The following is a 23736-nucleotide window of genomic DNA, read 5'->3' as shown; positions in this document are numbered from 1 at the left end:
GGGCTCAGGCGCAGTCGAAGCGCGCGCCCGCCCAGTCCCCGTGGTCGCCGCTCTTCGACCCGTTGGTGTCGGTGACCTTCAGGCGCACATGGCGCGCGCCCGTCAGGTCCACCCGCACCGGCACGGTCGCGGAGGCGCCCGTCACCTTCGGCGAGGTCCACAGCACCCTGCCGTCGGCCTCGACGGAGAAGGCGACCTCCCCGTAGCCGTTGATCTCGTCGTCGATGCCGACGTCGGCGGTGAAGGCGGTGCAGCGCCCGCCGAGGTAGACCTCGATGTCGGAGTCGGCGTGCGCCCCGATGCCCTTCGCGTAGGTCGTGCCCGCCAGGGTGAGGGTGTGCCCGTCGGCGGCCCCGGACTCGCCGTTGGAGCGGTCGCGCTCCGGCGGGCCCCAGCCGTTGGACGACGTCAGCCAGACCAGGTCGCTCGCCCAGGCGGGCCCGGTCGGCGGCGGGGGCATGACCCCGACGGCGAACCGCCCCAGGGCGGTGCGGTCCACTCCGGCGGCCCGGTGGCGGACGCTCGCGGTGAGGGTGGCCTCCCCGGGCGCGGCGCCGGGCGGCGGGGTCACCGTCAGCTCGACCCGCCGGGTGGTGCCGGCCGGGACGCGGGCGATCGGGGCGGCCGGGGCGACCCGCCAGCCGGCCGGGACGCCGAGGCCGACGGAGACGCCGGTGGCGTCCCTGCTGCCGGCGGTGACGTCGACGGCGACCGTGCCGGGCACGCCCGCGCCCAGCTCCTGCCCGGCCGGGGCGGCGGCCGAGGCGGCGGCGCCGGGGACGGCCCCGCCGACGGCGCTGGTGCCGCTGAGGAGCAAGGTGAAGCCGCGGTCGGTGCGCTGGGCGGCGGTCTTGATCCGCACCACGCCGCCGCGGTCGTCCTTGTCGTACCACCAGCCCTGGCCCGCGGCCTCGAACGCGGCCTTCGAACCGAGGCCCTTGAGCGTCCGCCCGCCCAGGGTGACGGCGCGGGGGGCGTCGCCGGTGTGGACGGTGAAGGCGTACGGGCGGGCGGCGGCCTTGCCGGTGTAGGAGCCCTCGCTGGGGCCGATCCGCACGCTCACGTCGCCGGGTCCGGAGCGGGGCGCCCGGACGTCGGCGCGCTGGGTGGCGTACCGCCCGTCGCGGTGCTCGCGGGTCACGCCGTCGTCCTCGTACAGGGTGAAGGAGGAACGGCCCTGCGGGTAGACGTCCCAGGCGAGGGCGGAGCCGGGGGTGCGCTGGGTGTACGAGCGGATGCCGCCCGGCCACATCGGCACGGCGGCCCCGGCGCGGACGAACAGCGGCAGGGTGTCGAGCGGGGCGCTGTAGTCGTCGAGGGTGGTCGGGCCCTGGTAGACGCGGCCGTTCCAGTAGTCGATCCAGGTGCCCTTGGGCAAATAGATACCGTCGCGCTCCACCGCGTCCTTGTACACCGGGGCGACGAGGAAGTCCCGGCCGCTGAGGAACTCGTACTTCGCGGCGTCCGTGGCGGCGACCGGGTCGTCCGGGTACTCCAGGGCGAGCGGCCGGGCGAGGCCGACGCCGGTGCTGGTGGCCTCGTGGGCGTACGAGTAGATGTACGGCAGCAGGGCCTCGTGGAGTTTGAGGGAGGCCCGGTTGATCGAGGTGTAGGGCTCGCCGTAGCGGAAGGGCTGCTTGTCCTGCGCGGCCCAGCCGTCCATGGTCATGGTGACCGGCAGGAACGTCTTCCACTGGAGGTCGCGGGTGTACGTCTTGGCGCTGCCGCCGAAGATGCCGTCGACGTCGCCGGTGGTGTAGGCGAGCCCGGACATGGAGGCGCCGGCGTAGGTGGGGATCTGCCAGCGGATGTACTCCCAGCTGCCGGACTGGTCGCCGGACCACTGGACGCCGCAGCGCTGGGCGCCGGACCAGCTCTCGGGGGCCCAGGTGAAGCCGCGGGCGTCGCTGTGGGCCTCGATGCCGGCGTGGGCGTCCTTGCAGCCGTCGAGGGCGAACTTGTAGCCCTCGCCGACCCAGGCGACGTCCAGCTTGGCGACCCGCTGGCCGGCCCTGACCTGCTCGCCGAGCTTGTCGATGCCGTCCTCGGTCCACAGGCCCAGCTGCGTCCCGCGCCGCTGGAGGCCCTGGGCGGCCTCGGGGAGGTCCTCGTAGCCGCAGCCGTAGCCGTCGTTGACGAGCATCCAGCCGTTGGGCATGTCGTTCTCGACGTAGCCGTCGGCGACCTTCAGGGCGTCGAGGGTGCGCCGCTCGCCCCGGTTGGCGTTGTGGAGGTAGCAGTCGGCGTCGCCGATCTCCAGGCCGTAGACGGGCGGCATGAAGGGCTTGCCGGTCAGCTTCGTGTACTGGCCGATGACGTCCTTGAGGGCGCCCGGGCGGGGTCCCGCGAAGTAGTAGGCGTCGAAGCGCTCCTCGCGGGCGGTGGTGGTGACGGGCTCGCCGAAGACGTACGTGTTGGGGGCGTACGTGTTGCGGTAGACGCCGTAGCCGGCGGAGGAGAGGTAGAACGGGACGGAGTTGGGGTGGCCGCCGTCGTTCCAGTCGTAGTCGACGCCGACCTCGACGGTCTTGCCGCGGTGGGAGGTGTTGCCGCGCCCGTTCTGCATCCCGGCGCCGTAGAACTGCTCGTCGGCGGCGCGGGCCAGGGACTGGGTGGTGCGGTCCTTGTCCCAGGTGAGGCCCTGGGTCTCGGACCAGAGCGGGGTGCCGTCGGCGCGGACGGCGGCGAAGCGCAGCGGCGACTTGTAGGCGCGCAGGGTGACCCGCGCGGTGCTCAGTTCGTAGCGGTCGCCGCGGTCGGCCCAGCGGGTGGCGGGCGGCGGGCCCTGCGGCAGGACGATGTCGCGGCCGGTGGGGTCGGTGAACGTGCCGTCGGGCGCCAGCTCGATGCGGAAGGTCTCGGCGGAGACGAAGCTGATCCGGGCCTGGGCGCGGCCGGCGGTCAGCCGGTAGACGGGTCCGTCGGCGGCGAATCCGGTGAGGTCGCCCACGGTGGTGCCGCCGGTCTCCGTGGTGCCGTCGGTATCGGTGGGGCCGGTGATGCCTGTGGGCACGGCCGCCGCGCTGCCGCCGGGTCCGGCGAAGGCGGCGAGCAGGCCGAGCAGTGCACCGGCGACTGCAGCTCTCATGCGCATTGATGATTGCATGGCGCCTGTTTAGCGCAGAATCGAGCATGGCGACAGGACAAAAGGGAACCGCCCCCGGACTTGGCGAGAAGTCCGGGGGCGGTCCGGTGAAGCGGGGGCGACGCCGGGGCGCACCCCGGCGCCCGCCCTACAGGGCGACGCCCAGCAGCGCGTCGACGGCGCGGGAGGCGAGCCCGGGGGCGGACTCGTCGGTGCCCCCCTCGGCCTCCTGGAGCGCGGCCCAGCGGTCGACCGCGGCGAGCGCGGCCGGGGCGTCCAGGTCGTCGGAGAGCGCCTCGCGGAGCTCCTCGACGAGCGCGTCGGCGGACGGGCCGTCGGGGCGCGAGACGGCGGCGCGCCAGCGGCCGAGCCGGTCGACGGCGTCCTGGAGGACCTGGTCGGTCCACTCCCAGTCGGCGCGGTAGTGGTGCGAGAGCAGCGCGAGGCGGATGGCGGCGGGGTCGACGCCCTCCTTGCGCAGGGTGGAGACGAAGACCAGGTTGCCCTTCGACTTCGACATCTTCTCGCCGTCGAGGCCGACCATGCCGGCGTGCACGTACGCCTTGGCCATGGGGAACTCGCCGGTGAGCGACTGGGCGTGCGAGGCGCCCATCTCGTGGTGCGGGAAGATCAGGTCGGAGCCGCCGCCCTGCACGTCGAAGCCCATGCCGAGGTGGTCCAGGGCGATGGCGACGCACTCGATGTGCCAGCCCGGACGCCCGGCGCCGAGGCTGCCGCCGTCCCAGCTCGGGTCGCCCTCGCGGGCGGCCATCCACAGCATCGGGTCGAGCGGGTTCTTCTTCCCCGGGCGGTCCGGGTCGCCGCCGCGCTCGGCGGAGAGGTGGCGCATCAGCTCGGTGTCGTAGTTCGAGACCTGGCCGAAGTGCGGGTCGGCCTCGACCGAGAAGTAGATGTCGCCGTCCAGCTCGTAGGCGGCGCCGGAGTCCCGGAGGCGCTCGACGAGCGGGATGATGCCGGGTATGGCCTCGACCGCGCCGATGTAGTCCCGCGGGGGCAGCATCCGCAGCGCGGTCATGTCCTCGCGGAACAGGGCGGTCTCGCGCTCGGCGAGGCCGACCCAGTCGATCCCGTCGCGCACGGCCCGCTCCAGCAGCGGGTCGTCCACGTCCGTCACGTTCTGGACATAGTGAACCTGCCGCTTGGTGTCGAGCCACACGCGCTGAACGAGGTCGAACGCGTTGTAGGTCGCCGCGTGACCCATGTGGGTCGCGTCGTACGGCGTGATGCCGCAGACGTAGATACGGGCGACAGGGCCGGGGGCGAGGGTCACTCGTCCGCCGGTCGACGTGTCGTGAATCCGGAGGTCGCGGCCCTTGCCGGGCAGGGCGGGGACCTCAGAAGCGGGCCAGGCATGCATGTCCTGAGCGTAACCGGACAGGTGTTCCGGATACGAACCGCATCCGGGATCTTGACCGATTAGGCGGTCTTGCGGGGCGCGCGGGATCGTGCATACCCCCCGGGGGTCTTACCCCTCCGTACCCCTTGGCCGAAAAGCATCGGTCCCGCCGCGCGGGCGCCGGGACCGGGCGGCCGTCACACCGGCGGCCAGGGGATCGGCGGCCACTGCCCGGACGGTACGGGGTGCCGCCCGGTCCCGCGCAGCACGGCGACCCGCTCCCGCAGAGCGGCCACCTCGGCGGCGGTGAGCAGCCCCGCGAGCCGTTCGGCCAAGGGGGTGCCGGGGGCGAGCCGCCCGGCCAGCCGGTCGAGGACGCCGGCGGCCTCCTCGGTCAGCTCCTCGCCCGCCCAGCCCCACAGCAGGGTGCGCAGCTTGTCGTCCACGTGGAAGGAGACGCCGTGGTCGATCCCGTACAGGCGTCCGTCCGGGGTCGGCAGCAGGTGGCCGCCCTTGCGGTCGCCGTTGTTGATGACGGCGTCCAGGACGGCCATCCGGCGCAGTGCGGGGGTGTCGGCGTGGACGAGCAGCGCGGTGCGGTCCTCGGCGACCTGGGCGGGCCCGACGGCCTTCCAGCCCGCGCCCGCCTCCTCGCCGTCGACGAGCGCGAGCAGCTCGGCCTTGGGGTCGGCGTCGACCCAGAGCTGGACCATGCCCTCGCCGTAGGGCCCCTCGCGCAGCACGGTCGGCGGCACCAGGCCCCAGCCGGTGGCCTCGGAGAGCTCGTAGGCGGCGACCTCGCGGCGGGCCAGGTTCCCGTCGGGGAAGTCCCACAGGGGGCGCTCGCCCATGACGGGCTTGTAGACGCAGTCCGCGCGCTCGTCCCCGTACGCGACGGAGCAGAACAGCACCGCGTTGGACGCCTCGCGGACCTGGCCGTGGACGGTCAGCTCCCCCCGGGTGAGCAGGTCCACGGCGGCGGGGGTCCGGTCACCGCTCATGCGCCGCGCCGGTATCCGTTCTGGCGGGGGCAGACATGGCCCTCGGGGTCCAGCGGCAGGCTGCACAGCGGGCACGGCGGGCGCCCCGCGTTGACGACGTCCAGGGCGCGCTTGGCGAAGGCCCTGGCCTGGGCGCCGCTGAGCCGGACGCGCAGCATCGGGGGGCCGTTCTCCTCGTCCTGGAGCAGCCGCTCCTCGGCCGCGGCGAGGTCCTCCTCGGAGTCCGCGTCGAGCTCGACGAGCGCCTGCGCCTCGACGATCATCCGCTGCTCCTCGCCGTCCCAGGCGAGCGCCATGGTGCCGACCCGGAACTCCTCCTCGACGGGGGTGTCCAGGGGCGCGGTGTCGGCGATCTCGGCGGGGGCGACCGCGGGGACGGGCGCGTTGCCGCCGGTGCGCCGGACGACCTCGTCCAGGAGCTCGTCGATGCGCTCGGCCAGGGCCGCCACCTGGGTCTTCTCCAGGGCGACGCTGGTGACCCGGCCGGCCGCGGACGCCTGGAGGAAGAACGTACGGCGGCCAGGCAGCCCGACCGTGCCGGCCACGAAACGCTCCGGTGGGTCGTAGAGGAACACCTGACGGGACACGTTCCGGACTCCCTATGGGTCTCGACTGTGGTGCTGTCGTGGGCTGCTGCGGTGCCGCGCGGTGCTGCTACGGCGGCGCGTCCACCCTACTGCGCGGGAGGATCACGGTGCGCCCGCGCCGCCCCCCACCTCCGCCGTCCCGGCGCCGCCCGGCGTCTCGCGCGGGGCGAGCCCGGCGAGGTCGCCGGTGTCGCCGAGGCGGACCAGGAAGGGGCGCAGCCGCGTGTAGCGGACGACCGTCACGGAGCAGGGGTCCACGTGGATGCGCTGGAAGAGGTCCAGGTGGAGGCCGAGGGCGTCGGCGACGAGCGACTTGATGATGTCGCCGTGCGAGCACATCGCGTAGACGGCGTCCTCGCCGTGCTCGGCCTCGATCCGGGCGTTCCAGTCGCGGACGGCGTCGACCGCGCGGGCCTGCATCCCGCGCATCGACTCGCCGCCGGGGAAGGCCGCGGCGGAGGCGTGCGCCTGGACGACCTCCATCAGGGGCTCGTCGGCGAGCTCGGCGAGCTTGCGGCCGGACCAGTCGCCGTAGTCGCACTCGCTGATCCGCTCCTCGGTGTGGAGGGCGAGTCCGGGGCGTGCGTCGAGGAGCGGCGCCACGGTCTCGCGGCAGCGCTGGAGGGGACTGGAGACGACGGCGGCGAGCGGGATCCCGGCGAGCCGGCCGGGCAGCGCGGCGGCCTGCGCGGCGCCGCGTTCGTCGAGCGCGACCCCGGGCGTCCGCCCGGCGAGCACCCCGGAGGTGTTGGCGGTGGAACGTCCGTGCCGGACGAGGATCAGGGTGGCCATGGCGGCCAGCGTACGGGCGCGGGCGGGGCGACGGGTGCGCGAAGCCGGACCTCGGGGGAGAATACGGCCCGTGATCGTGGATTCAGCCATCTACCGGGACGGGCGCAGGACCGACGGCCCGGCCGACCTCTCCGACGCCCTGGACGAGGCGCGGGCGACCGGGGACGCCTTCCTGTGGGTGGGGCTGCACGAGCCCACGGAGGCGGAGTTCGCCCATGTCTCCAGCGAGTTCGCGCTGCACCCGCTGGCCGTGGAGGACGCCCTCAAGGCGCATCAGCGGCCCAAGCTGGAGATCTACGACGACTCGCTGTTCGTGGTGCTCAAGCCGGTGGTGTACGAGCCGGAGAGCGACCGGGTCACCTCGGACGAGCTGATGGTCTTCATCGGCGACTCCTTCGTGGTGACCGTGCGGCACGGCGAGGGCGCCCCGCTGGCGGAGGTCCGCAAGCGCCTGGAGGCGGATCCGGAGGTGCTGCGGCAGGGGCCGACGTCGGTGCTGTACGCGATAGGCGACGCGGTCGTGGACCACTACCTGGACGTGGCGGCGGAGCTCCAGGTGGACCTGGAGGAGCTGGAGGCCGACGTCTTCGCGCCGATGGGCGGCGCCCCCGCGCGGACGGCGGAACGGATCTACAACGCCAAGCGGCAGGTCCTGGAGTTCCGCCGGGCCTCGGTCCCGCTGGTCGGCCCGATGGCGAAGCTGACCACGGGCACGGTGCCGTTCGTGTACGAGACCTCGGTGCCGTTCTTCCGGGACGTCACCGACCATCTGCTGCGCGCGAACGAGCAGGTGGAGGGGTTGGACCGGCTGCTCTCGGACATGCTGTCGGCGCATCTGGCGCAGATGGGCGTGCGGCAGAACGACGACATGCGGAAGATCTCCGCGTGGGCGGCGATGGCCGCGGTGCCCACGATGGTCGCGGGCATCTACGGGATGAACTTCGACCACATGCCGGAGCTGCACTGGGTGGCGGGCTATCCGGCGGTGCTCCTGCTGATGGCGGGGATCGTGGCCGGGCTGTACCGGCTGTTCAAGCGGCGCGGCTGGATGTGAGCCGGGCCCGGAGGGCGCGGGCCCAGAAGGCTCAGAAGGCGGGGACCGGGGTCGCGGGGCCGCCGAGGGCGTCGCGGCGCTCCGGCATCCGCAGGCCGACCATCCGGTGCCAGCCGGCGGCCCGCTCGTACGCGTACACGCCGTGGATGCCCGCGGCGAGCGCGGCGGCCTTGGGCTTCGGCCAGCGCAGGACGCGCCCCATGTGCCGCATCACGGCGAGGCTGACGTCCCGGTAGACCTGGATCTCGGCGAGGGCGGACTCGCGCAGGACGCCCTGGATGAGCCGGCCGTGTCCCGCGCGGTTGAGGCGGAGCAGTTCCTCGTGGCAGTAGGCGAGGTGGTTGTCCTCGTCGGCGCAGATCATTCTGATGGCCTTGCCGAGGTCCGGGTCGTCGCCGAAGTACCGGACCAGCAGCCGCATCTGGGCGGCGGCGCGCTCCTCGGTGACGCGGCTGTGCGCGAGGTAGACGACGATGTCCCGCTCGGTGAGGGGCTCGTCGCGGCGCAGCTTGTCGTGGGCGAGGCCGATGCCGCGCCGTTCGAGCAGCATCGTGTAGTCGGTGTCGGGGGGTACGGGGACGGGGTCGAGGCCGCGCTTCCTCATCAACGCGTTGAAGATGCGGCCGTGCTTGTCCTCGTCGGCGCCGTGCCGGGTGATCTTGGGGGCCAGGTCCCGCATCCCGGGGGCCACGAGGGCCGCGATGCGCGCGTTCTCCCAGCCTCCCTGGGCCTCGCCGCTGGCGGCGATGGAGCAGAAGAGCTGGAAGGACTCGTCGTCGTCGATGATTTCCTGGAACAGGCTCTTGGCCGTGAGCATGGCTGCCACCTCCCGTGGAGTACGAGTCAAGTGGGCCGTGCGCGGTCGGGCAACAGGAGGGCCGGGCGGACTGGGCCGAACGAAGGACAGGCGGAGTGCCGTCCGGCGCGTAACCCCGGCCGCGCCCGCGCGTTGTGCTGCGTGACGGCCGTGGCGGGGAAGACCCCCCGAGCCCCCACCACGGCCGCGGACTTCCTCTGTCGGCTCCGGCTACGCGAGCCCGGCCCGCTCCAGGGCCTCCACGCCCGCCCTGAGGGCCGCCAGCCGCTCGTCCAGGGTGAAGCCGGCCGGGGCGAGGGTCAGGGTGGTGACCCCGGCGGCGGCGTAGGCGTTCATCCGGTCGGCGATCCGGTCGACGGAGCCGAGCAGGGTGGTCTGGTCGATCAGCTGGCGCGGTACGGCGGCGGCGGCGCCTGCCTTGTCGCCGGCCAGGTACTTGTCCTGGATCTCGGCGGCGGCCTTCTCGTAGCCCATGCGCTGGGCGAGCTGGTTGTAGAAGTTCTGCTTGCGGCTGCCCATGCCGCCGACGTACAGCGCGGTGTACGGGCGGAAGATGTCGGCCAGCGCGTCGATGTCGTCGCCGAGGGCGAGCGGCAGGGTGGGGTGGACGTCGAAGCCGTCCATGGTGAGCCCGGCCTTCTCGCGGCCCGCGCGCAGGTGGCGCAGCGCGGTGTCCTCCAGGTGCTCGGCGGCCGGGAAGATCAGCAGGGCGCCGTCGGCGATCTCGCCGGTCTGCTCCAGGTTCTTCGGGCCGATGGCCGCGATGTAGAGCGGGATGTGCGGGCGGGTCGGGTGCACCGTGAGCTTGATCGGCTTGCCCGGGCCGCCGGGGAGCGGCAGGGTCCAGTGGGCGCCCTCGTAGGTGAGGCGCTCGCGGGACATCGCCTTGCGGACGATCTCCACGTACTCGCGGGTGCGGGCCAGCGGCTTGTCGAACTTCACGCCGTACCAGCCCTCGGAGACCTGCGGCCCGGAGACGCCGAGGCCGAGCCGGAAGCGCCCGCCGGAGAGCGAGTCGAGGGTGGCGGCGGTCATCGCCGTCATCGCGGGCTGCCGGGCCGGGATCTGCATGATCGCCGAGCCGACGTCGATCCGTTCGGTCTTGGCGGCGACCCAGGACAGCACGGTGGGCGCGTCGGAGCCGTACGCCTCCGCCGCCCAGCAGACGTCGTAGCCGAGGCGGTCCGCCTCCTGCGCCACGGCGAGGTTGTCGCCGTCCATGCCCGCGCCCCAGTAGCCGAGGTTGATGCCGAGCCGCATGCCACGTACCCCTTACCCATCGGTAACGTCCCTGTGGGCGGGACTCTAGCGCGCACCCCCGCGATTCGTCAGGAGGCGGCCGGACGGTACTACCAGGCCGCCTGTGGACGGGTTGTCCACAGGCTCTCTCCCCGTGGTGCCCTGGCCAGTACTCTCGCGGCCATGGAGCAGAGGCATCTCGGACGGACCGGCCTGCGCGTGTCCCGGCTCGGACTCGGCACCCTCACCTGGGGGCGCGACACCGACGAGCACGACGCCGCCGGGCAGTTGAAGGCGTTCTGGGACGCGGGCGGCACCCTCGTCGACACCGCGGACGTGTACGGGGGCGGCGAGGCGGAATACCTGCTCGGACAGCTCATGGAGAACCTGGTGCCGCGCCGGGACCTGGTCCTGTCGACGAAGGCGGGCAGCGTCCCCGACCCGGACCGGCGCACCGACGGCTCGCGCGGGCACCTGCTGGCCGCCCTCGACGCCTCCCTGGCCCGGCTCGGCACGGACTACGTGGACCTGTGGCAGCTGCACGCCTACGACCCCCACACGCCGCTGGAGGAGTCGCTGCACGCCCTGGACATCGCCGTCCGCAGCGGCCGGGCGCGATACGTGGGGGTCTCCGACTTCTGCGGCTGGCAGCTCGCGAAGGCCGGGACCTGGCAGCTCGGCGGGGAGCGGACCCGGCTCGCCGGGACGCAGCTGGAGTACTCGCTGCTCCAGCGGGGCGTGGAGCGCGAGGTGCTGCCGGCCGCGCTCGACCTCGGCATCGGGCTGCTGCCCTCCTCGCCGCTGGGGCGCGGGGTGCTCACCGGGAAGTACCGGCACGGCACCCCGGCGGACTCGCGCGGCGGCTCGGAGGCGATGGCCGCGTTCGTGGAGCCGTATCTGGACGAGCCGGCGAGCCGGATCGTGGACGCGGTCGCGACGGCCGCCGACGGCCTGGCGGCCACCCCGCTCCAGGTGGCCCTCGCCTGGGTCCGCGACCGCCCCGGGGTGACCGCCCCGATCATCGGCGCGCGCAACGCGCAGCAGCTCACGGCCGCATTGTCAGTGGAGAGCCTTAGTCTTCCTGACGAGATCTTCCGGGCCCTCGACGATGTGTCGGCGCCCGTGCACCACTATCCGGATCACGACTGGAGCACCTTGTGACCGAGCCTTCCGGGGAGACCCCGCCCGAGGCCGCCGAGCCCGCCGCCGAAGCACCGGAGGACGCGGCCGCGTCACCGGGCGACGAGGGCACCGAGGGGGGCGAGGAGACCACGGAGGCCGAGGAGGCCGAGCGGGGCTCCGGAGAGGGGGCTGCCGAGGCGGACGACTCCGGGGACGGGCAGGACGGACACGACGAGGCCGAAGCCGAAGCCGGTGGGGGCACCGAGGCCGGAGAGGCGTCCGGCGAGGCCAAGGCGCCGGAGCTGTCCGAGGCGCAGGCCGAGCTCGCCGCGCAGCGGGAGCTGCGGGCGCGGATCGAGCAGCGCAAGGCCGAGCGGAGCTCGCCGGTCGCCGCGGGCGCCAAGCTGAGCGGCACGGCCGCCGACCTCCTCGCGGCCGTCCGGGCCGTGGAGAGCGGTGCCGCGCCGGTCGCCCCGCGGCGCCCCGAGGTGCCCGCGCCCGCGCGGCCCGCCCCGGCCGCCGCGCCGGAGACGACGGTGCGCCCGCCGGTGCCCGCGGCCCCCGTGGTGACCGAGGAGACCACCGCCTCGGTCCGCCAGGTGCTCGCGCGCGGCGGGGCGCCCGAGGCGCTGGCCGGGCAGGTCGCCGCCGTGCTCGGCGAGGGCGCGGCCCGCGCGCTGGCCGACGACCCCTGGCAGCTCCTCGCGGTCCCGGGGGTGCGCGCCGAGCAGGCCGACGGCTTCGCGCGGGCGCTGCTCGGCCCGGACTGCGGGCCCGGCGACGAGCGCCGGGCCGTGGCGCTGACCGCCTGGCTGCTTGAGCAGGCCGCGCTGAAGGGGCACACGGCCCTGGAGCTCGGCGCGGTCCGGGACGGGCTCGGCAGGCTGTCGGTGCCCGAGCCGGACAAGGCGGTCGAGCTCGCGATCTCCGAGGCGGCGGTGCTGGTCTTCCAGGAGGAGGACGAAGAGCACGGAGACGAAGAGGACGCGGAGGAGGGCCTGGAGGGGCCGGACGCTCCCGAGGCGACGGCGGCGGCCCCCGGGGAGCCCGAGCGGCCCGTACTGCCCGTGCTGCTCGGTCTTGAGCGGTACGCGCTGGCGGAGGAGAGCCTGGCCGACGGGCTGGCCCGGCTGATCCGTACGGCCGAGGCGGCCGACTGGGAGGGCTCCGAGCTGGCCCGCGCGGCCGGCGGGAGCGGCCTCGTGCTGCACACCGGCGGCGAGGCGGCCCGCGCCGAGCCCGCCGCGCTGGCCGAGGCGGCCCGCGAGCGGGGCCTGCGTGTCGCCCTCGCGGCGCACACCGCGCGGGACGGCGCGGTGCCGGTCGCGGCGCTGCTGTCGGGCGCGGCGGGCCCCGGCCGGGACGAGGAGGGCGCCCTCGCCCTGGACCTGCTGGTCGTCCTGGACGCGCCGCAGCTCGACGTGGAGACGGCCGCCCTGCTCGTGGAGGCGCTACCGGACGGCTGCCGGCTCGTCCTGTCCGGCGACCCGCACGTGCTCGGCGCGGCGGGCCCCGGCCGGGTCTTCGCCGATCTGCTCGCCGCCCGCCTCGTCCCGGCGATCGCCTCCCGGGTCCCGGACCCGGGCCCGATCGGCGAGCTGGTCTCGGGCATCGGCGTGGGCGAGCTCGGGCAGGTGGACGCCCCCGGCAAGGAGGTCGTGATCGTCCCGGTCCGGGACGCGGGCGAGGCGGTGCACCGCACGGTGCAGCTGGTCGCCGAGTCGATCCCGCGCGCGTTCGGCCTGCCGGCCGGCGGCACGCAGGTGATCACGGTCGGCCACGGCGGCGCGGCGGGCACCCGCGCGCTGAACGCGGCGCTCAAGCAGCGGCTCAACCCGGGCCCCGGCCGCTTCGGGGGCTTCGACCCGGGCGACCGGGTCGCGCACTCCCCCGCGCCGGGCCGGACGGTGCCGGGCACGGTGGTGTCGGCCGACGCCGAGGGGCTGCACCTGGACTGCGGCGGCGCCCCGGTCGTCGTGCCGAAGGAGCGGGTCGAGGGCGCGGTGCGGCACGGCTGGGCGCTGACCGCGCACCAGGCGGCCGGGGCGCGCTGGCCCGCGGCGGTCGTGGTGCTGCCGGGGGACGCGGCGGCGGGCCTCAGCCGGGCCTGGGTGTACACGGCGTTCGGGCGGGCCGAGCGGCATCTGTCGGTCGTCCACGGGGTGGAGCAGGCGCTGCCGCGCGCGGTGGCCGAGGGCCTGGACCCGGAGCGCACGACCCGGCTGCGCCCGCTGCTGGAGGCGCTGCTCCACGAGGAGGAGGCGTAGCGGAGCCGTGACGGCCGACGGCCGGTGTCCCGCCCGCGTGGTGCGCGGGCGGGACACCGGCCGTGGGCTCCGTCGTGGCCGGGCGGGCGGCTCAGACCCCCTGGGGCTGGTCCTCCGGCTCCTCCTCGGCCTCCTCGTCGAAGACGGCGCTGATGTCGAAGCGGCAGACGATCCGCTCCGGGTCGGCGTGGTCGAAGGGGGAGTTCAGCCACTCCCCCGGTTCGGGCAGGTCCTCGGTCGCCTCGACCCAGAGGGTGGAGTCGCCCTCCTCCAGACCGAATTCCTTGTGACGGGACGCGATTTCGTCAGGTTCGTACTCGCCGAAGAGCGTGCCGAGGGCCGCGTAGGTCGTACCGGCGCCGGCGCCGTCCCGGTCGACGTCCACGATGCGCCGGGCCTGGGCGACGAGGCGCTTGGGTTCCACCACCGCGTAGTCGCGGCGGATCAGCACGCTGACGGCGTGCGGTTCCTCGGGCCCCGCGTAGGGCGGCAGGGCGTCGTCGGCGCCGGGGATCTCGAAGGGAGTGACCTCGTCGTACCGGTCGTAGAGGACCTCGTCGTACGCCTCCGCCGCCGTGGCCAGCGCGTTGAAGGCCACGTAGACGGCCGGGTCGTCGTCCCCGGTGCGGCTCTCGACCGCCGCGAGGTGACGGTCCAGTGCGGTTTTGACCGCCTCGGCGGCGGCGCGTACCTCGGCAGCGGTGGGCTGCGCAGCATCAGACATAGGACAGACGCTATCCGTACCGGGCCCTTGGCCGCACAATAGATGCGATGCCGGAATACGAATTTGTCGACGTGTACGTGCCGCGAGGGGTCTCCCGCAAGGAGGCCACCCGGCTGCTGACCGACCATGCCGAGTACGGGCACTGGGAGTTGGACCGACTGACCTTGCGCCGGGACGGCAGCCGCAGGGTGCGGCTGCGACGGCGCATCATCCGTCAGATCCGCGCCACCTGGTGAGACGCGAGAGGGGCCCCGCCGTGCGGGGCCCCTCTCGTTTCGGCGCGGATCAGGCCGTGCGGCGGGCCCGCCGGTAGATCACGGACCCGGCGAGCAGCAGGGCCGCGCCGGCCGGGACGGCCATGCCGACGGCCCCGGCGCCGGTGTGCGCGAGCTCCTGGCCGGCCGGGGTCCGCCCCCCGGTGTTCGTACCGGGGGTGTTCGGCCCCGCCGGATGCCCGGGCGTCCCGGGGTGGCCGCCGCCTTCGCTGCCGGGGGTGCCGGGGGTGCCCGGGTGCCCCGGAGTACCGGGGGTGCCAGGCGTGCCGGGAGTGCCAGGGGTGCCGGGCGTGCCAGGAGTGCCGGGGTGGCCAGGCGTACCCGGGTTGCCCGGGGTACCCGGCTGGCCGGGGTGCCCAGGCTGACCCGGGTGTCCAGGCTGACCGGGCTGCCCCGGGTGTCCCGGCTGACCCGGCCCCGCCCCGTTCCCGCAGCCGTTGTTCGTGGCCGGGTTGCCGAGGCCGACGCCGTTGACCGTGTTGCCGCAGATGTTGATCGGGGCGTCCACCGGCACCTGGACGACGTTGCCGGAGCCGACGCCCGGCGAGTGGGAGGCGCTGCCGTGGGCGGAGGAGCCGCCGTGGCCGGAGTCGCCGTAGCCGGAGTCGCCGTAGCCGCCGGGGGCGCGCGTGTTGGCGCAGCGGTTGCCGGAGGCCGGGTTCATGAGGCCGACGACGTTGACGGTGTTGCCGCAGGCGTTCACCGGCGCGTGGACCGGGACCTGGATCGTGTTGCCGGACGCGACGCCCGGCGAGTGGGAGGCCGTGCCGCCCGCGGCGGCGTCGGCGTGGGCGTAACCGCCGGTGAGGGCGATCATGCCGCCCGCCGCGGCGACGGTGAAGATGCTCTTCCGGGTGATGCGTGTGACCTGTCGCATTGCTGTTGTTCCCGCTTCCCTGCATGTCGGACGCGTGCGAAATGCCCACCGGCCCCGGAGTGCATGGCGCGCACTCCGGGGCCGGCCTGGCTCAGACCCTCAGGGGGTGATGCTCAACGTCAGGCGTTGATGCAGGTGTTGCCGAAGGCGGGGTTCAGCAGACCGATCACGGAGACCGTGTTGCCGCACAGGTTCACGGGGATGTGGACCGGGACCTGGACGACGTTGCCCGAGAGCACGCCGGGGGAACCGATGGCGGCACCCTGGGCACCCGCGTCGGCGACGGCCATGCCCGCACCCGCGAGAACGAGACCACCGGTGGCAGCCGCAGCAGCGACGACCTTCTTGATCATTATTCCTCCTTGTTGGCAATGCGGTCCCAGCCGCGGACCGCACCCCCTGTAACGAAGGGGAATCCTGGGGGCTACGAGCCCCCAGGGGCATTCACTCTTTCCGGTCAACCACGCACGTACGGTCGATTTCCGCGGGCGGCGCGGGCGGCGCCTCAGGAAGCGTCGATGAACCGGTCCAGGACCCGGACGCCGAACTTCAGGCCGTCCACCGGGACCCGCTCGTCGACGCCGTGGAACATGCCCGCGAAATCGAGCTCCGGCGGGAGCTGGAGCGGGGCGAAGCCGAAGCAGCGGATGCCGAGGTCGTCGAAGGACTTGGCGTCCGTGCCGCCGGACAGCATGTACGGCACGGCGCGCGCGATCGGGTCCTCGGCGCGCAGGGCCAGCTGCATGGCGTCGACGAGGGCGCCGTCGAAGCTGGTCTCCAGCGCCTTGTCGCCGTGCACGTCCTCGCGCTTGACCCGGGGGCCGAGGATCCGGTCGAGGTCGGCCAGGAACTCCTCCTCGTACCCGGGCAGGAAGCGTCCGTCGACGTGGGCGGTGGCCTGGCCGGGGATGACGTTCACCTTGTAGCCGGCGCCGAGCATGGTCGGGGCGGCGGAGTTGCGCAGGGTGGCGCCGACCATCTTGGCGATGCCGCCGAGCTTGGCGAGGGTCGCGTCCATGTCCTCCGGGTCGAGCGGGGTGCCGAGCGCGTCGGACAGCTCGTCCAGGAAGGACCGCACGGTCTTGGTGACCCTGACCGGCCACTGGTGGCGGCCGAGCCGGCCCACGGCCTCGCACAGCTCCGTGATGGCGTTGTCGTTGTTGGTCATCGAGCCGTGGCCGGCGGTGCCCTCCACGGTGAGGCGCATCCAGTGCATGCCCTTCTGGGCCGTCTCGATCAGGTAGAGCCGCAGGTTCTCGTTGACCGTGAAGGAGAAGCCGCCGACCTCGCCGATGGCCTCGGTCACCCCGTCGAAGAGACCGCGGTGCTTGTCGACCAGGTGACGGGCGCCGTAGGTGCCGCCCGCCTCCTCGTCGGCGAGGAAGGCCAGCACGATGTCGCGCGGGGGCTTGCGGCCGCTGCGCATCCGGTCGCGGACGACCGCGAGGGTCATCGCGTCCATGTCCTTCATGTCCACGGCGCCCCGGCCCCAGACGCAGCCGTCGGCGACCTCGCCCGAGAAGGGGTGGTGGGTCCAGTCCTCGGCGTTGGCCGGGACGACGTCGGTGTGGCCGTGGATGAGCAGGGCCGGGCGGGACGGGTCCTCGCCCTCGATCCGGGCCACGGTGGAGGCCCGCCCCTTGTGCGACTCGATGATCTTCGGTTCGAGACCGACCTCGGCGAGCTTCTCGGCGACGTACTCCGCCGCCAGCCGCTCGCCGGGGCCGGAGTGGTCGCCGTAGTTGCTGGTGTCGATGCGGATGAGGTCACGACAGAGGTCGACGACCTCGTCCTCGCCCGTGACGGTCCGGCCGGTGTTCGACTCGCTCACGCTGCTTCCTCCCACTACGTGCCCCATGTGCTGGCTGTTGATCTCCCCATCCTCCCGCGAGTCCCCCTCCGGACCCAAGGGCGGCCTCCGGCCGGACACGTGCCCGTCACACGCCGGGGGCCGAAGGTCACGGGCCGGGGGGCCGGAAGGGGGTGGTGATCGGCCACCCCGGATGTTTGCTATGGTTTTCCTCGTCGGAAGGGCCACGCGGTCCGGAAGACGAGATCACCTGTCCGGGTGGCGGAATGGCAGACGCGCTAGCTTGAGGTGCTAGTGCCCTTTATCGGGCGTGGGGGTTCAAGTCCCCCCTCGGACACCAGCGAAGGACCCCACAGTATGTGGGGTCCTTCTCGTATGAGGCGGCGGTGCGGTGCGACGCAGGAGCAGGACCCCCGTCTCCCCGCTCCCCCAGCGGGACGGCATCGATCCCGCACGGGTACGGCTGCCGGAGGACCCCGAGGGGCGGTGGCCCACCGTGGGCGCGCACCTGCTCGACCGGTACGCGGCGGCCGTCGGGGCCGCGCGGGTGGCGGAGATGCTGCGCGCGGGGCGGTTCGTCGGGGCGGACGGGACGCCGGTCGGCGCGGACGAGCCGTACACGGCCGGGCTGCGGCTGTGGTTCCACCGGGACTTCCCCGCCGAGGAGCGGGTGCCGTTCGAGATCGGGGTGGTGTACCGCGACGAGCGGATCGTGGTCGCGGACAAGCCGCACTTCCTGGCGACGATGCCGCGGGGCCGGCACGTCACGGAGACGGCGCTGGCCCGGCTGCGGCGGGAGCTCGGGCTGCCCGCGTTGCAGCCCGCGCACCGGCTGGACCGGCTGACGGCGGGGCTGGTGCTCTTCGTCGTACGGCCGCAGGACCGGGGGGCGTACCAGACGCTGTTCCGGGACCGCCTCGTGCGCAAGGCGTACGAGGCGGTGGCGCCGTACGACCCGGCGGTGGAGCTGCCGGTGACCGTGCGGAGCCGGATCGAGAAGGAGCGCGGGGTGCTGACCGCCCGGGAGGTGCCGGGCGAGCCGAACGCCGAGAGCCGGATCGAGCTCCTCGCCCACGCGGGCGGGCTCGCCCGGTACCGGCTGGAGCCGGTGACCGGGCGGACCCATCAGCTGCGGGTGCACATGAACGCGCTCGGGCTGCCGATCCTGCACGACCCGCTGTACCCGGTGGTGCGGCCGGACGGGCCGGACGACTACGGCCGGCCGCTCCAGCTGCTGGCGCGGTCGCTCGTCTTCACCGACCCGTTCACGGGTGAGCCGAGGCGCTTCATGAGCCGCCGTCCGCTCAGTGGCCTCGGCTGATCCACTCCGCGAGGTGCGGGGCCTCCGCGCCGATGGTGGTGGTGTCGCCGTGGCCGGTGCGGACGACGGTCTCGGGCGGCAGGGTGAGCAGCTTCTCCTCGATCGAGCCGACGATGGTCGGAAAGTCCGAGAAGGAGCGCCCGGTCGCGCCGGGGCCGCCCTGGAAGAGGGTGTCGCCGGTGAAGACGGTGCCCAGCTCCGGGGCGTACAGGCTGACGGCGCCGGGGGCGTGGCCCGGGGTGTGCAGCACGTGCAGGTCGGTCCCGGCGATGGTGAGGACCTGGCCGTCGGCGAGCTCGCCGTCGGGGGTGTGGTCGGGGTGGGTCAGCTTCCACAGCGGCTGGTCGGCGGGGTGGAGCAGGATCCGGGCGCCGGTGGCGGCGGCGAGCGCCGGGGCCGCGTCGATGTGGTCGTCGTGGGCGTGGGTGCAGACGATGGCGAGCAGGGCGCGCCCGTCGAGGGCGGCCAGGATGGCCTCGGCGTCGTGGGCGGCGTCGATGACGATCGCCTCGCTGTCGTCGCCGACGATCCAGACGTTGTTGTCGACGTCCCAGGTGCCGCCGTCGAGGCTGAAGGTGCCGGAGGTGACCAGGTGGTCGATGCGGGCGCCCATCAGAGGACCACCACCGAGCGCAGGACGTCGCCCTCGTGCATGCGGGCGAACGCCTTCTCGACCTCGCCGAGCCCGATGGTCTCGGTGACGAAGGCGCCGAGGTCGATGCGGCCCTGCTGGTGCAGGTCGATCAGCATCGGGAAGTCGCGGGAGGGCAGGCAGTCGCCGTACCAGGAGGACTTGAGGGCGCCGCCGCGGCCGAAGACGTCGAGGAGGGGCAGTTCGAGCGTCATCTCGGGGGTGGGGACGCCGACGAGGACGACGGTGCCGGCGAGGTCGCGGGCGTAGAACGCCTGGCGGTAGGTCTCGGGGCGGCCGACGGCCTCGATGACGACGTCGGCGCCGAAGCCGCCGGTGAGCTCGCGGATCGCCTCGACGGGGTCGCCGGCGCGGGAGTCGACGGTGTGGGTGGCGCCCATCTCGCGGGCCTTGGCGAGCTTGCGCTCGTCGATGTCGACGGCGATGATCCGGGACGCCCCGGCGAGCCGGGCGCCGACGATCGCGGCGTCGCCGACGCCTCCGCAGCCGATGACGGCGACCGTGTCGCCGCGGCCCACGTTGCCGGTGTTGAGGGCGGCGCCGATGCCCGCCATCACGCCGCAGCCGAGCAGCCCGGCGACCTCGGGGGCGACGGCCGGGTCGACCTTGGTGCACTGGCCGGCGGCGACGAGGGTCTTCTCGGCGAAGGCGCCGATGCCGAGCGCCGGGGAGAGCTCGGTGCCGTCGAGCAGGGTCATCCGCTGCTTGGCGTTGTGGGTGTCGAAGCAGTACCAGGGGCGTCCGCGCAGACAGGCCCGGCACTGGCCGCACACGGCACGCCAGTTGAGGATCACGAAGTCGCCGGGGGCGACGTCGGTGACGCCCTCGCCGACCGACTCGACGACACCAGCCGCCTCGTGGCCGAGGAGGAAGGGGAACTCGTCGTTGATGCCGCCCTGCTTGTAGTGGAGGTCGGTGTGGCAGACGCCGCACGCCTGGATCTTCACGACGGCCTCACCGGGGCCGGGGTCGGGGATCACGATCGTCTCGACCCGGACCGGCTCGTTCCTGCCGGGGGCGACGACCCCCTGGACCTGCTGCGCCATCGTGGACTTCCCTTCCACCAAAACGGTGACCCGCGTTACGGATGTGACGATATCGGCCAGGTTACGCGGCGCTCGCAACCCGCGTCCCCGGGTCGCCGTCTCCTCTCCCAGCAGGCATGACACAGCCTCAGGGGGAAATGATGAGCAGTGAACTCGAACCGTACGCGGACCCGTTGACCGTGCCGCCGGTGCTCCGGCCGGAGCCGGGGGACGGCACGGCCGGGATCGAGGTCTCCTTACGGCCGACGTGGGTGCGGATGCACCGGCAGCTGCCGCCCACGCTGATGTGGGGGTACGAGGGGAGCGTGCCGGGTCCCACGATCGAGGTGCGGCGGGGGCAGCGGGTCCGGGTGGCGTGGACCAACCGGATCCCGAAGGGCAGCCCGTACCCGGTGACCGTGGTGGAGGTGCCGCGGACGGCGGGGCGGCCCGATCCGCACAACCGGCCGGGCCGCGAGGGGGTGGAGCCGGTCCCGGAGGCGGCGGCGCTGCCCGCCTGGACGGTGACGCACCTGCACGGGGCGCAGACCGGCGGCGGGAACGACGGGTGGACGGACAACGGGGTCGGGTCCGGCGACGCGCAGCTCTCGGAGTATCCGAACGAGCACCAGGCGGTGCACTGGTGGTACCACGACCACGCGATGAACATCACCCGCTGGAACGTGTACGCGGGACTGGTGGGCACCTACCTGGTGCGGGACGACGAGGAGGACGCGCTCGGGCTGCCGTCCGGGGAGCGGGAGCTGCCGCTGGTCCTCGCGGACCGGAACCTGGACACGGACGAGGACGGCGCCCTGAACGGGCGGCTGCTGCACAAGACGACGACGCTGGTGGCCAGCCACCCGGAGACGGGCAGGCCCGTGGGGCTGCCGTTCCTCGGCCCGTACACGACGGTCAACGGCACGATCTGGCCCTATCTGGACGTGCTGGACGGGTGGTACCGCTTCCGGCTGGTGAACGCGTCGAACGCGCGGACCTACGACCTGGTCCTCGTCGACGAGGACAACCGTCCGGTGCCGGGGGCGGTGCACCAGATCGGGAGCGACGGGGGGCTGCTGCCGCGCCCGGCGCCGTTCGACTTCGAGGCGCTGAGCGGGGACGGAGGCGGTGCCGGGGGCGTGGCGCCGCTGACGATCGCCCCGGCCGAGCGCTTCGACCTAGTGGTCGACTTCCGGGGCCGGGCGGGGCAGCGGCTCCGGCTGGTGAACCAGGCTCCGGGGCGGGCGCCCGGGGTGCCGGACGCGGCGCTGAACGTGCCGTATCCGCAGGTCATGGAGTTCCGGGTGGGCGAGGGGGCGGAGGACGGGGGCTGTGACGGCTTCTCCTTGCCGCCGGTGCTCTCGGGGTCGTTCCGGCGCTACGACCACGCGCACGTCGAGCACGGGCACCGGCTGGTGGTGCTGACGCCGCCGGGGACGGTCGGCGGGGGCGGGCATCCGGAGATCTGGGAGATGGAGGAGGTCCCGGAGCGGGAGCAGCCGAAGCTGCGGCTGCCGGCGAACGGGGTGATCCAGCTCCAGTCGGCGGACGGCAAGGTGCGCACGTACCGGCGGACGGCCCGGACCTTCAACGACGGGCTGGGGTTCACGGTCGGCGAGGGCTCGTACGAGCAGTGGTCGTTCCTGAACCTGGCGCCGGGGCCGCTGATGCACCCGATGCACATCCACCTGGCGGACTTCCAGGTGATGGGGCGGGAGGCGTACGCGACGGACGGCTTCGACGCGGCGCTGGGCGGCTCGCGGCGGCCGGTGCGCTTCGACGCGGGGCGGCCGGTGCCGGTGCCGGCGAACGAGGCGGGCTGGAAGGACGTGTTCCGGGTGCCCGGCGGTGAGCTGGTGCGGGTGCTGGGGCGCTTCGACGGGGCGTACGGGCGGTTCATGTACCACTGCCACCTGCTGGAGCACGAGGACATGGGGATGATGCGGCCGTTCGTGGTGGTGCCGCCGGAGGTGCTGCCCTTCGACCACGGGGCCGGGCACGGGGGGCACGGGGGTCACGGGGTTCGCTGAGGCCCGGTGGCCCGGCACGGTACGCGGAGGCCCCCGCGGGCGGTGTGCTCGCGGGGGCCTCCGTACGTGCCGGGTAGGGGTCAGTCCTCGGCGCGGCGGGCCGCGGCGCGGACCCGGCCGCGGACCAGGAACCAGCCGCCGACCAGGGCCGCGCCGATGAGCGGCAGGCAGGCGACGGTGGTGCGGCCGACCCCGCCGTCCATCCACATGAGGACGAGGACGGCGGCCAGGAAGACCAGGGTCACGAGCTGGGTGTACGGGGCCCAGGGCAGCCGGAAGCCGGGGCGGGTGACCCGGCCCTCGCGGGAGGCGCGCCAGAAGAGCAGCGAGCAGACCATGATCATCGCCCAGGTGCCGATGATGCCGATCGAGGCGAAGTTGAGGACCAGCTCGAACGCCTCGCCGGGCATGACGTAGTTCAAGCCGACGCCGAGGACGCCGAAGCCCGCGGTGAGCAGGATGCCGCCGTAGGGCACGCCGCCCTTGTTCATGACGCCGGTGAACCTGGGCGCGGAGCCGGCCAGCGACATGGAGCGCAGGATGCGGCCGGTGGAGTAGAGGCCCGAGTTGAGGCTGGAGAGGGCGGCGGTGAGGACGACGAGGTTCATCACGCCGGCGGCGCCGGGGACGCCCAGCTTGTCGAAGACGGTGACGAAGGGGCTCTGGTCGGCGGAGTATGCGGTGTACGGGAGGAGCAGGGCCAGCAGGACGACGGAGCCGACGTAGAAGAGGCCGACGCGCCACATGATCGAGTTGATCGCCTTCGGCATGATCTTCTCGGGGTTCTCGGTCTCGCCCGCCGCGACGCCGCACAGTTCGACCGAGGCGTAGGCGAAGACGACGCCCTGGATCAGCAGCAGCATCGGCAGGACGCCGCTGGGGAACAGTCCGCCGTTCTCGGAGATGCTCGCGATGCCGGGGGTGTGGCCGCCGACCTCGTGCTGGGTGACGACGAGGAAGATGCCGACGAGCATGAAGGCGACCAGCGCGGCCACCTTGATGATGGCGAACCAGAATTCCATCTCGCCGAAGTACTTCACGGAGATGAGGTTGGCGGCGAGCACGACCGCGAGGGCGATCAGGGCCAGGATCCACTGCGGGACGTCGCTGAACATGGCCCAGAAGTGGGCGTAGGTGGCGGCGGCGGTGATGTCGGCGACGGCGGTGGTCGACCAGTTGAGGAAGTAGAGCCAGCCGGCCGTGTAGGCGCCCTTCTCGCCCATGAACTCACGGGCGTAGGAGACGAAGGCGCCGGAGGAGGGGCGGTAGAGGACCAGCTCACCGAGGGCCCGGACGACGAAGAACGCGAAGACTCCGCACACCGCGTACGCGAGGAAGAGGGAGGGTCCGGCGGTGGCCATCCGGCCGCCGGCGCCGAGGAAGAGCCCCGTGCCGATCGCGCCGCCGATGGCGATCATGTTGATGTGCCGGGACTTCAGGTCCTTGCGGTATCCGGCGTCGCCGGCGTCGATGTGGGGGGACGCCGGGGAGCCGGTGGCCGCCGGGGCGGCGGGGCGCGGCTCGGCCGCGGTGACGCGGTCACTCATGCAGTTCGGTCGCCTTCGTGAGGGGGGTGGGTCGTGCGGTACCCGGCCGTGCCCCGGGGGTCTCCCCCGGCACGGCCAGCGCACATCCTCGCGGCGAGCAGCGCTCCTGACTGTGGCGGATGTCACTGAACGCCCGTATTTGAGGTAGTTCAGA

At 73.6% G+C, this 23736-nt stretch carries 20 protein-coding genes and 1 tRNA gene; 7 read left to right on the top strand and 14 right to left on the bottom strand.

The window, feature by feature from the left end; translation table 11 throughout:
- Positions 1-4: 4 nt before the first annotated feature.
- The 5 genes from AB0C99_RS03535 to AB0C99_RS03515 all read right to left on the bottom strand — a co-directional run bounded on the left by AB0C99_RS03535 (position 5) and on the right by AB0C99_RS03515 (position 6822).
- On the bottom strand, positions 5-3106 hold the full coding sequence (locus tag AB0C99_RS03535; protein ID WP_362468751.1) for an NPCBM/NEW2 domain-containing protein: 3102 nt from the start codon (positions 3104-3106) through the stop codon (positions 5-7).
- Between the two features lie 127 nt (positions 3107-3233).
- Positions 3234-4463: a cysteine--1-D-myo-inosityl 2-amino-2-deoxy-alpha-D-glucopyranoside ligase gene (gene mshC / locus AB0C99_RS03530; RefSeq protein WP_362468749.1), complete on the bottom strand. Its 1230-nt coding sequence runs from the start codon at positions 4461-4463 to the stop codon at positions 3234-3236.
- Positions 4464-4639: 176 nt separating this feature from the next.
- Positions 4640-5476 (bottom strand): SCO1664 family protein, encoded by an 837-nt coding sequence (locus tag AB0C99_RS03525; protein ID WP_362469079.1) that lies wholly within the window; start codon positions 5474-5476, stop codon positions 4640-4642.
- Positions 5440-6030, bottom strand: coding sequence for a DUF3090 domain-containing protein (locus AB0C99_RS03520; protein WP_123955225.1), 591 nt, complete (start codon positions 6028-6030; stop codon positions 5440-5442). Before AB0C99_RS03520 ends, AB0C99_RS03525 begins: the two co-directional genes overlap by 37 nt.
- A 102-nt stretch (positions 6031-6132) precedes the next feature.
- Positions 6133-6822 carry a histidine phosphatase family protein gene (locus AB0C99_RS03515; protein ID WP_362468747.1) on the bottom strand — a complete coding sequence of 230 codons (690 nt, stop codon included), beginning with the start codon at positions 6820-6822 and terminating at the stop codon, positions 6133-6135.
- A gap of 61 nt (positions 6823-6883) precedes the next feature.
- Between AB0C99_RS03515 and corA the strand changes: the two genes are divergently transcribed.
- Positions 6884-7876 carry a magnesium/cobalt transporter CorA gene (gene corA / locus AB0C99_RS03510; protein WP_362469077.1) on the top strand — a complete coding sequence of 331 codons (993 nt, stop codon included), beginning with the start codon at positions 6884-6886 and terminating at the stop codon, positions 7874-7876.
- A gap of 31 nt (positions 7877-7907) precedes the next feature.
- Here corA and AB0C99_RS03505 read toward each other — a convergent pair whose 3' ends face one another.
- The gene (locus AB0C99_RS03505; protein ID WP_362468746.1) at positions 7908-8693 is read right to left on the bottom strand and encodes a ferritin-like domain-containing protein; all 786 of its coding nucleotides are present in this window, start codon (positions 8691-8693) and stop codon (positions 7908-7910) included.
- A gap of 210 nt (positions 8694-8903) precedes the next feature.
- The gene (locus tag AB0C99_RS03500) at positions 8904-9953 is read right to left on the bottom strand and encodes an LLM class F420-dependent oxidoreductase (protein WP_362468744.1); all 1050 of its coding nucleotides are present in this window, start codon (positions 9951-9953) and stop codon (positions 8904-8906) included.
- A 162-nt stretch (positions 9954-10115) separates the two neighbouring features.
- On the opposite strand from AB0C99_RS03500, the gene AB0C99_RS03495 reads away from it, so the two are divergent.
- Together AB0C99_RS03495 and AB0C99_RS03490 are read left to right on the top strand one after the other, a co-directional pair.
- Positions 10116-11093 carry an aldo/keto reductase gene (locus AB0C99_RS03495; RefSeq protein ID WP_362468742.1) on the top strand — a complete coding sequence of 326 codons (978 nt, stop codon included), beginning with the start codon at positions 10116-10118 and terminating at the stop codon, positions 11091-11093.
- Positions 11090-13321, top strand: coding sequence for a helix-hairpin-helix domain-containing protein (locus tag AB0C99_RS03490; RefSeq protein WP_362468741.1), 2232 nt, complete (start codon positions 11090-11092; stop codon positions 13319-13321). The genes AB0C99_RS03495 and AB0C99_RS03490 overlap by 4 nt, the downstream gene beginning before the upstream one ends.
- A 91-nt stretch (positions 13322-13412) precedes the next feature.
- Here the strand turns inward: AB0C99_RS03490 and AB0C99_RS03485 are convergent, their stop codons facing one another.
- Positions 13413-14045, bottom strand: a complete 633-nt coding sequence (locus AB0C99_RS03485; RefSeq protein ID WP_362468739.1) for a hypothetical protein — start codon at positions 14043-14045, stop codon at positions 13413-13415.
- Positions 14046-14092: 47 nt separating this feature from the next.
- Here AB0C99_RS03485 and AB0C99_RS03480 point away from each other — a divergent pair, with 47 nt between their 5' ends.
- Positions 14093-14281 carry a DUF5703 family protein gene (locus AB0C99_RS03480; RefSeq protein ID WP_351662017.1) on the top strand — a complete coding sequence of 63 codons (189 nt, stop codon included), beginning with the start codon at positions 14093-14095 and terminating at the stop codon, positions 14279-14281.
- A gap of 49 nt (positions 14282-14330) precedes the next feature.
- Here the strand turns inward: AB0C99_RS03480 and AB0C99_RS03475 are convergent, their stop codons facing one another.
- The 3 genes from AB0C99_RS03475 to AB0C99_RS03465 all read right to left on the bottom strand — a co-directional run bounded on the left by AB0C99_RS03475 (position 14331) and on the right by AB0C99_RS03465 (position 17028).
- Positions 14331-15197, bottom strand: a complete 867-nt coding sequence (locus AB0C99_RS03475) for a chaplin (RefSeq protein WP_362468737.1) — start codon at positions 15195-15197, stop codon at positions 14331-14333.
- Between the two features lie 119 nt (positions 15198-15316).
- Positions 15317-15550: a chaplin ChpH gene (gene chpH, locus AB0C99_RS03470; protein ID WP_362468735.1), complete on the bottom strand. Its 234-nt coding sequence runs from the start codon at positions 15548-15550 to the stop codon at positions 15317-15319.
- A 152-nt stretch (positions 15551-15702) separates the two neighbouring features.
- Positions 15703-17028, bottom strand: coding sequence for a M20/M25/M40 family metallo-hydrolase (locus AB0C99_RS03465; protein WP_362468733.1), 1326 nt, complete (start codon positions 17026-17028; stop codon positions 15703-15705).
- A gap of 231 nt (positions 17029-17259) precedes the next feature.
- Between AB0C99_RS03465 and AB0C99_RS03460 the strand changes: the two genes are divergently transcribed.
- Positions 17260-17347, top strand: a tRNA-Leu gene (locus tag AB0C99_RS03460).
- Between the two features lie 51 nt (positions 17348-17398).
- Entirely contained in the window at positions 17399-18328 is a 930-nt protein-coding gene (locus AB0C99_RS03455; RefSeq protein ID WP_362468732.1) for an RluA family pseudouridine synthase, read from the top strand.
- Here AB0C99_RS03455 and AB0C99_RS03450 read toward each other — a convergent pair.
- Together AB0C99_RS03450 and AB0C99_RS03445 are read right to left on the bottom strand one after the other, a co-directional pair.
- Positions 18312-18941: an MBL fold metallo-hydrolase gene (locus AB0C99_RS03450; RefSeq protein WP_362468730.1), complete on the bottom strand. Its 630-nt coding sequence runs from the start codon at positions 18939-18941 to the stop codon at positions 18312-18314. The genes AB0C99_RS03455 and AB0C99_RS03450 overlap by 17 nt on opposite strands.
- Positions 18941-20026: an S-(hydroxymethyl)mycothiol dehydrogenase gene (locus AB0C99_RS03445; protein ID WP_362468728.1), complete on the bottom strand. Its 1086-nt coding sequence runs from the start codon at positions 20024-20026 to the stop codon at positions 18941-18943. Before AB0C99_RS03445 ends, AB0C99_RS03450 begins: the two co-directional genes overlap by 1 nt.
- Positions 20027-20166: 140 nt before the next feature.
- Here AB0C99_RS03445 and phsA point away from each other — a divergent pair, with 140 nt between their 5' ends.
- On the top strand, positions 20167-22035 hold the full coding sequence (phsA, locus tag AB0C99_RS03440; RefSeq protein ID WP_362468726.1) for an O-aminophenol oxidase PhsA: 1869 nt from the start codon (positions 20167-20169) through the stop codon (positions 22033-22035).
- 80 nt (positions 22036-22115) lie between these two features.
- On the opposite strand, the gene AB0C99_RS03435 is transcribed toward phsA, so the two are convergent.
- Positions 22116-23582, bottom strand: coding sequence for an amino acid permease (locus AB0C99_RS03435; RefSeq protein WP_362468724.1), 1467 nt, complete (start codon positions 23580-23582; stop codon positions 22116-22118).
- Positions 23583-23736: the final 154 nt, after the last annotated feature.

Origin of the sequence: Streptomyces sp. NPDC048659, assembly GCF_040650575.1 — a bacterium.
Lineage (GTDB): Bacteria > Actinomycetota > Actinomycetes > Streptomycetales > Streptomycetaceae > Streptomyces.
The sequence above is the reverse complement of the archived record's forward strand: the minus strand, read 5'-3'. Positions and strand labels throughout refer to the sequence as shown.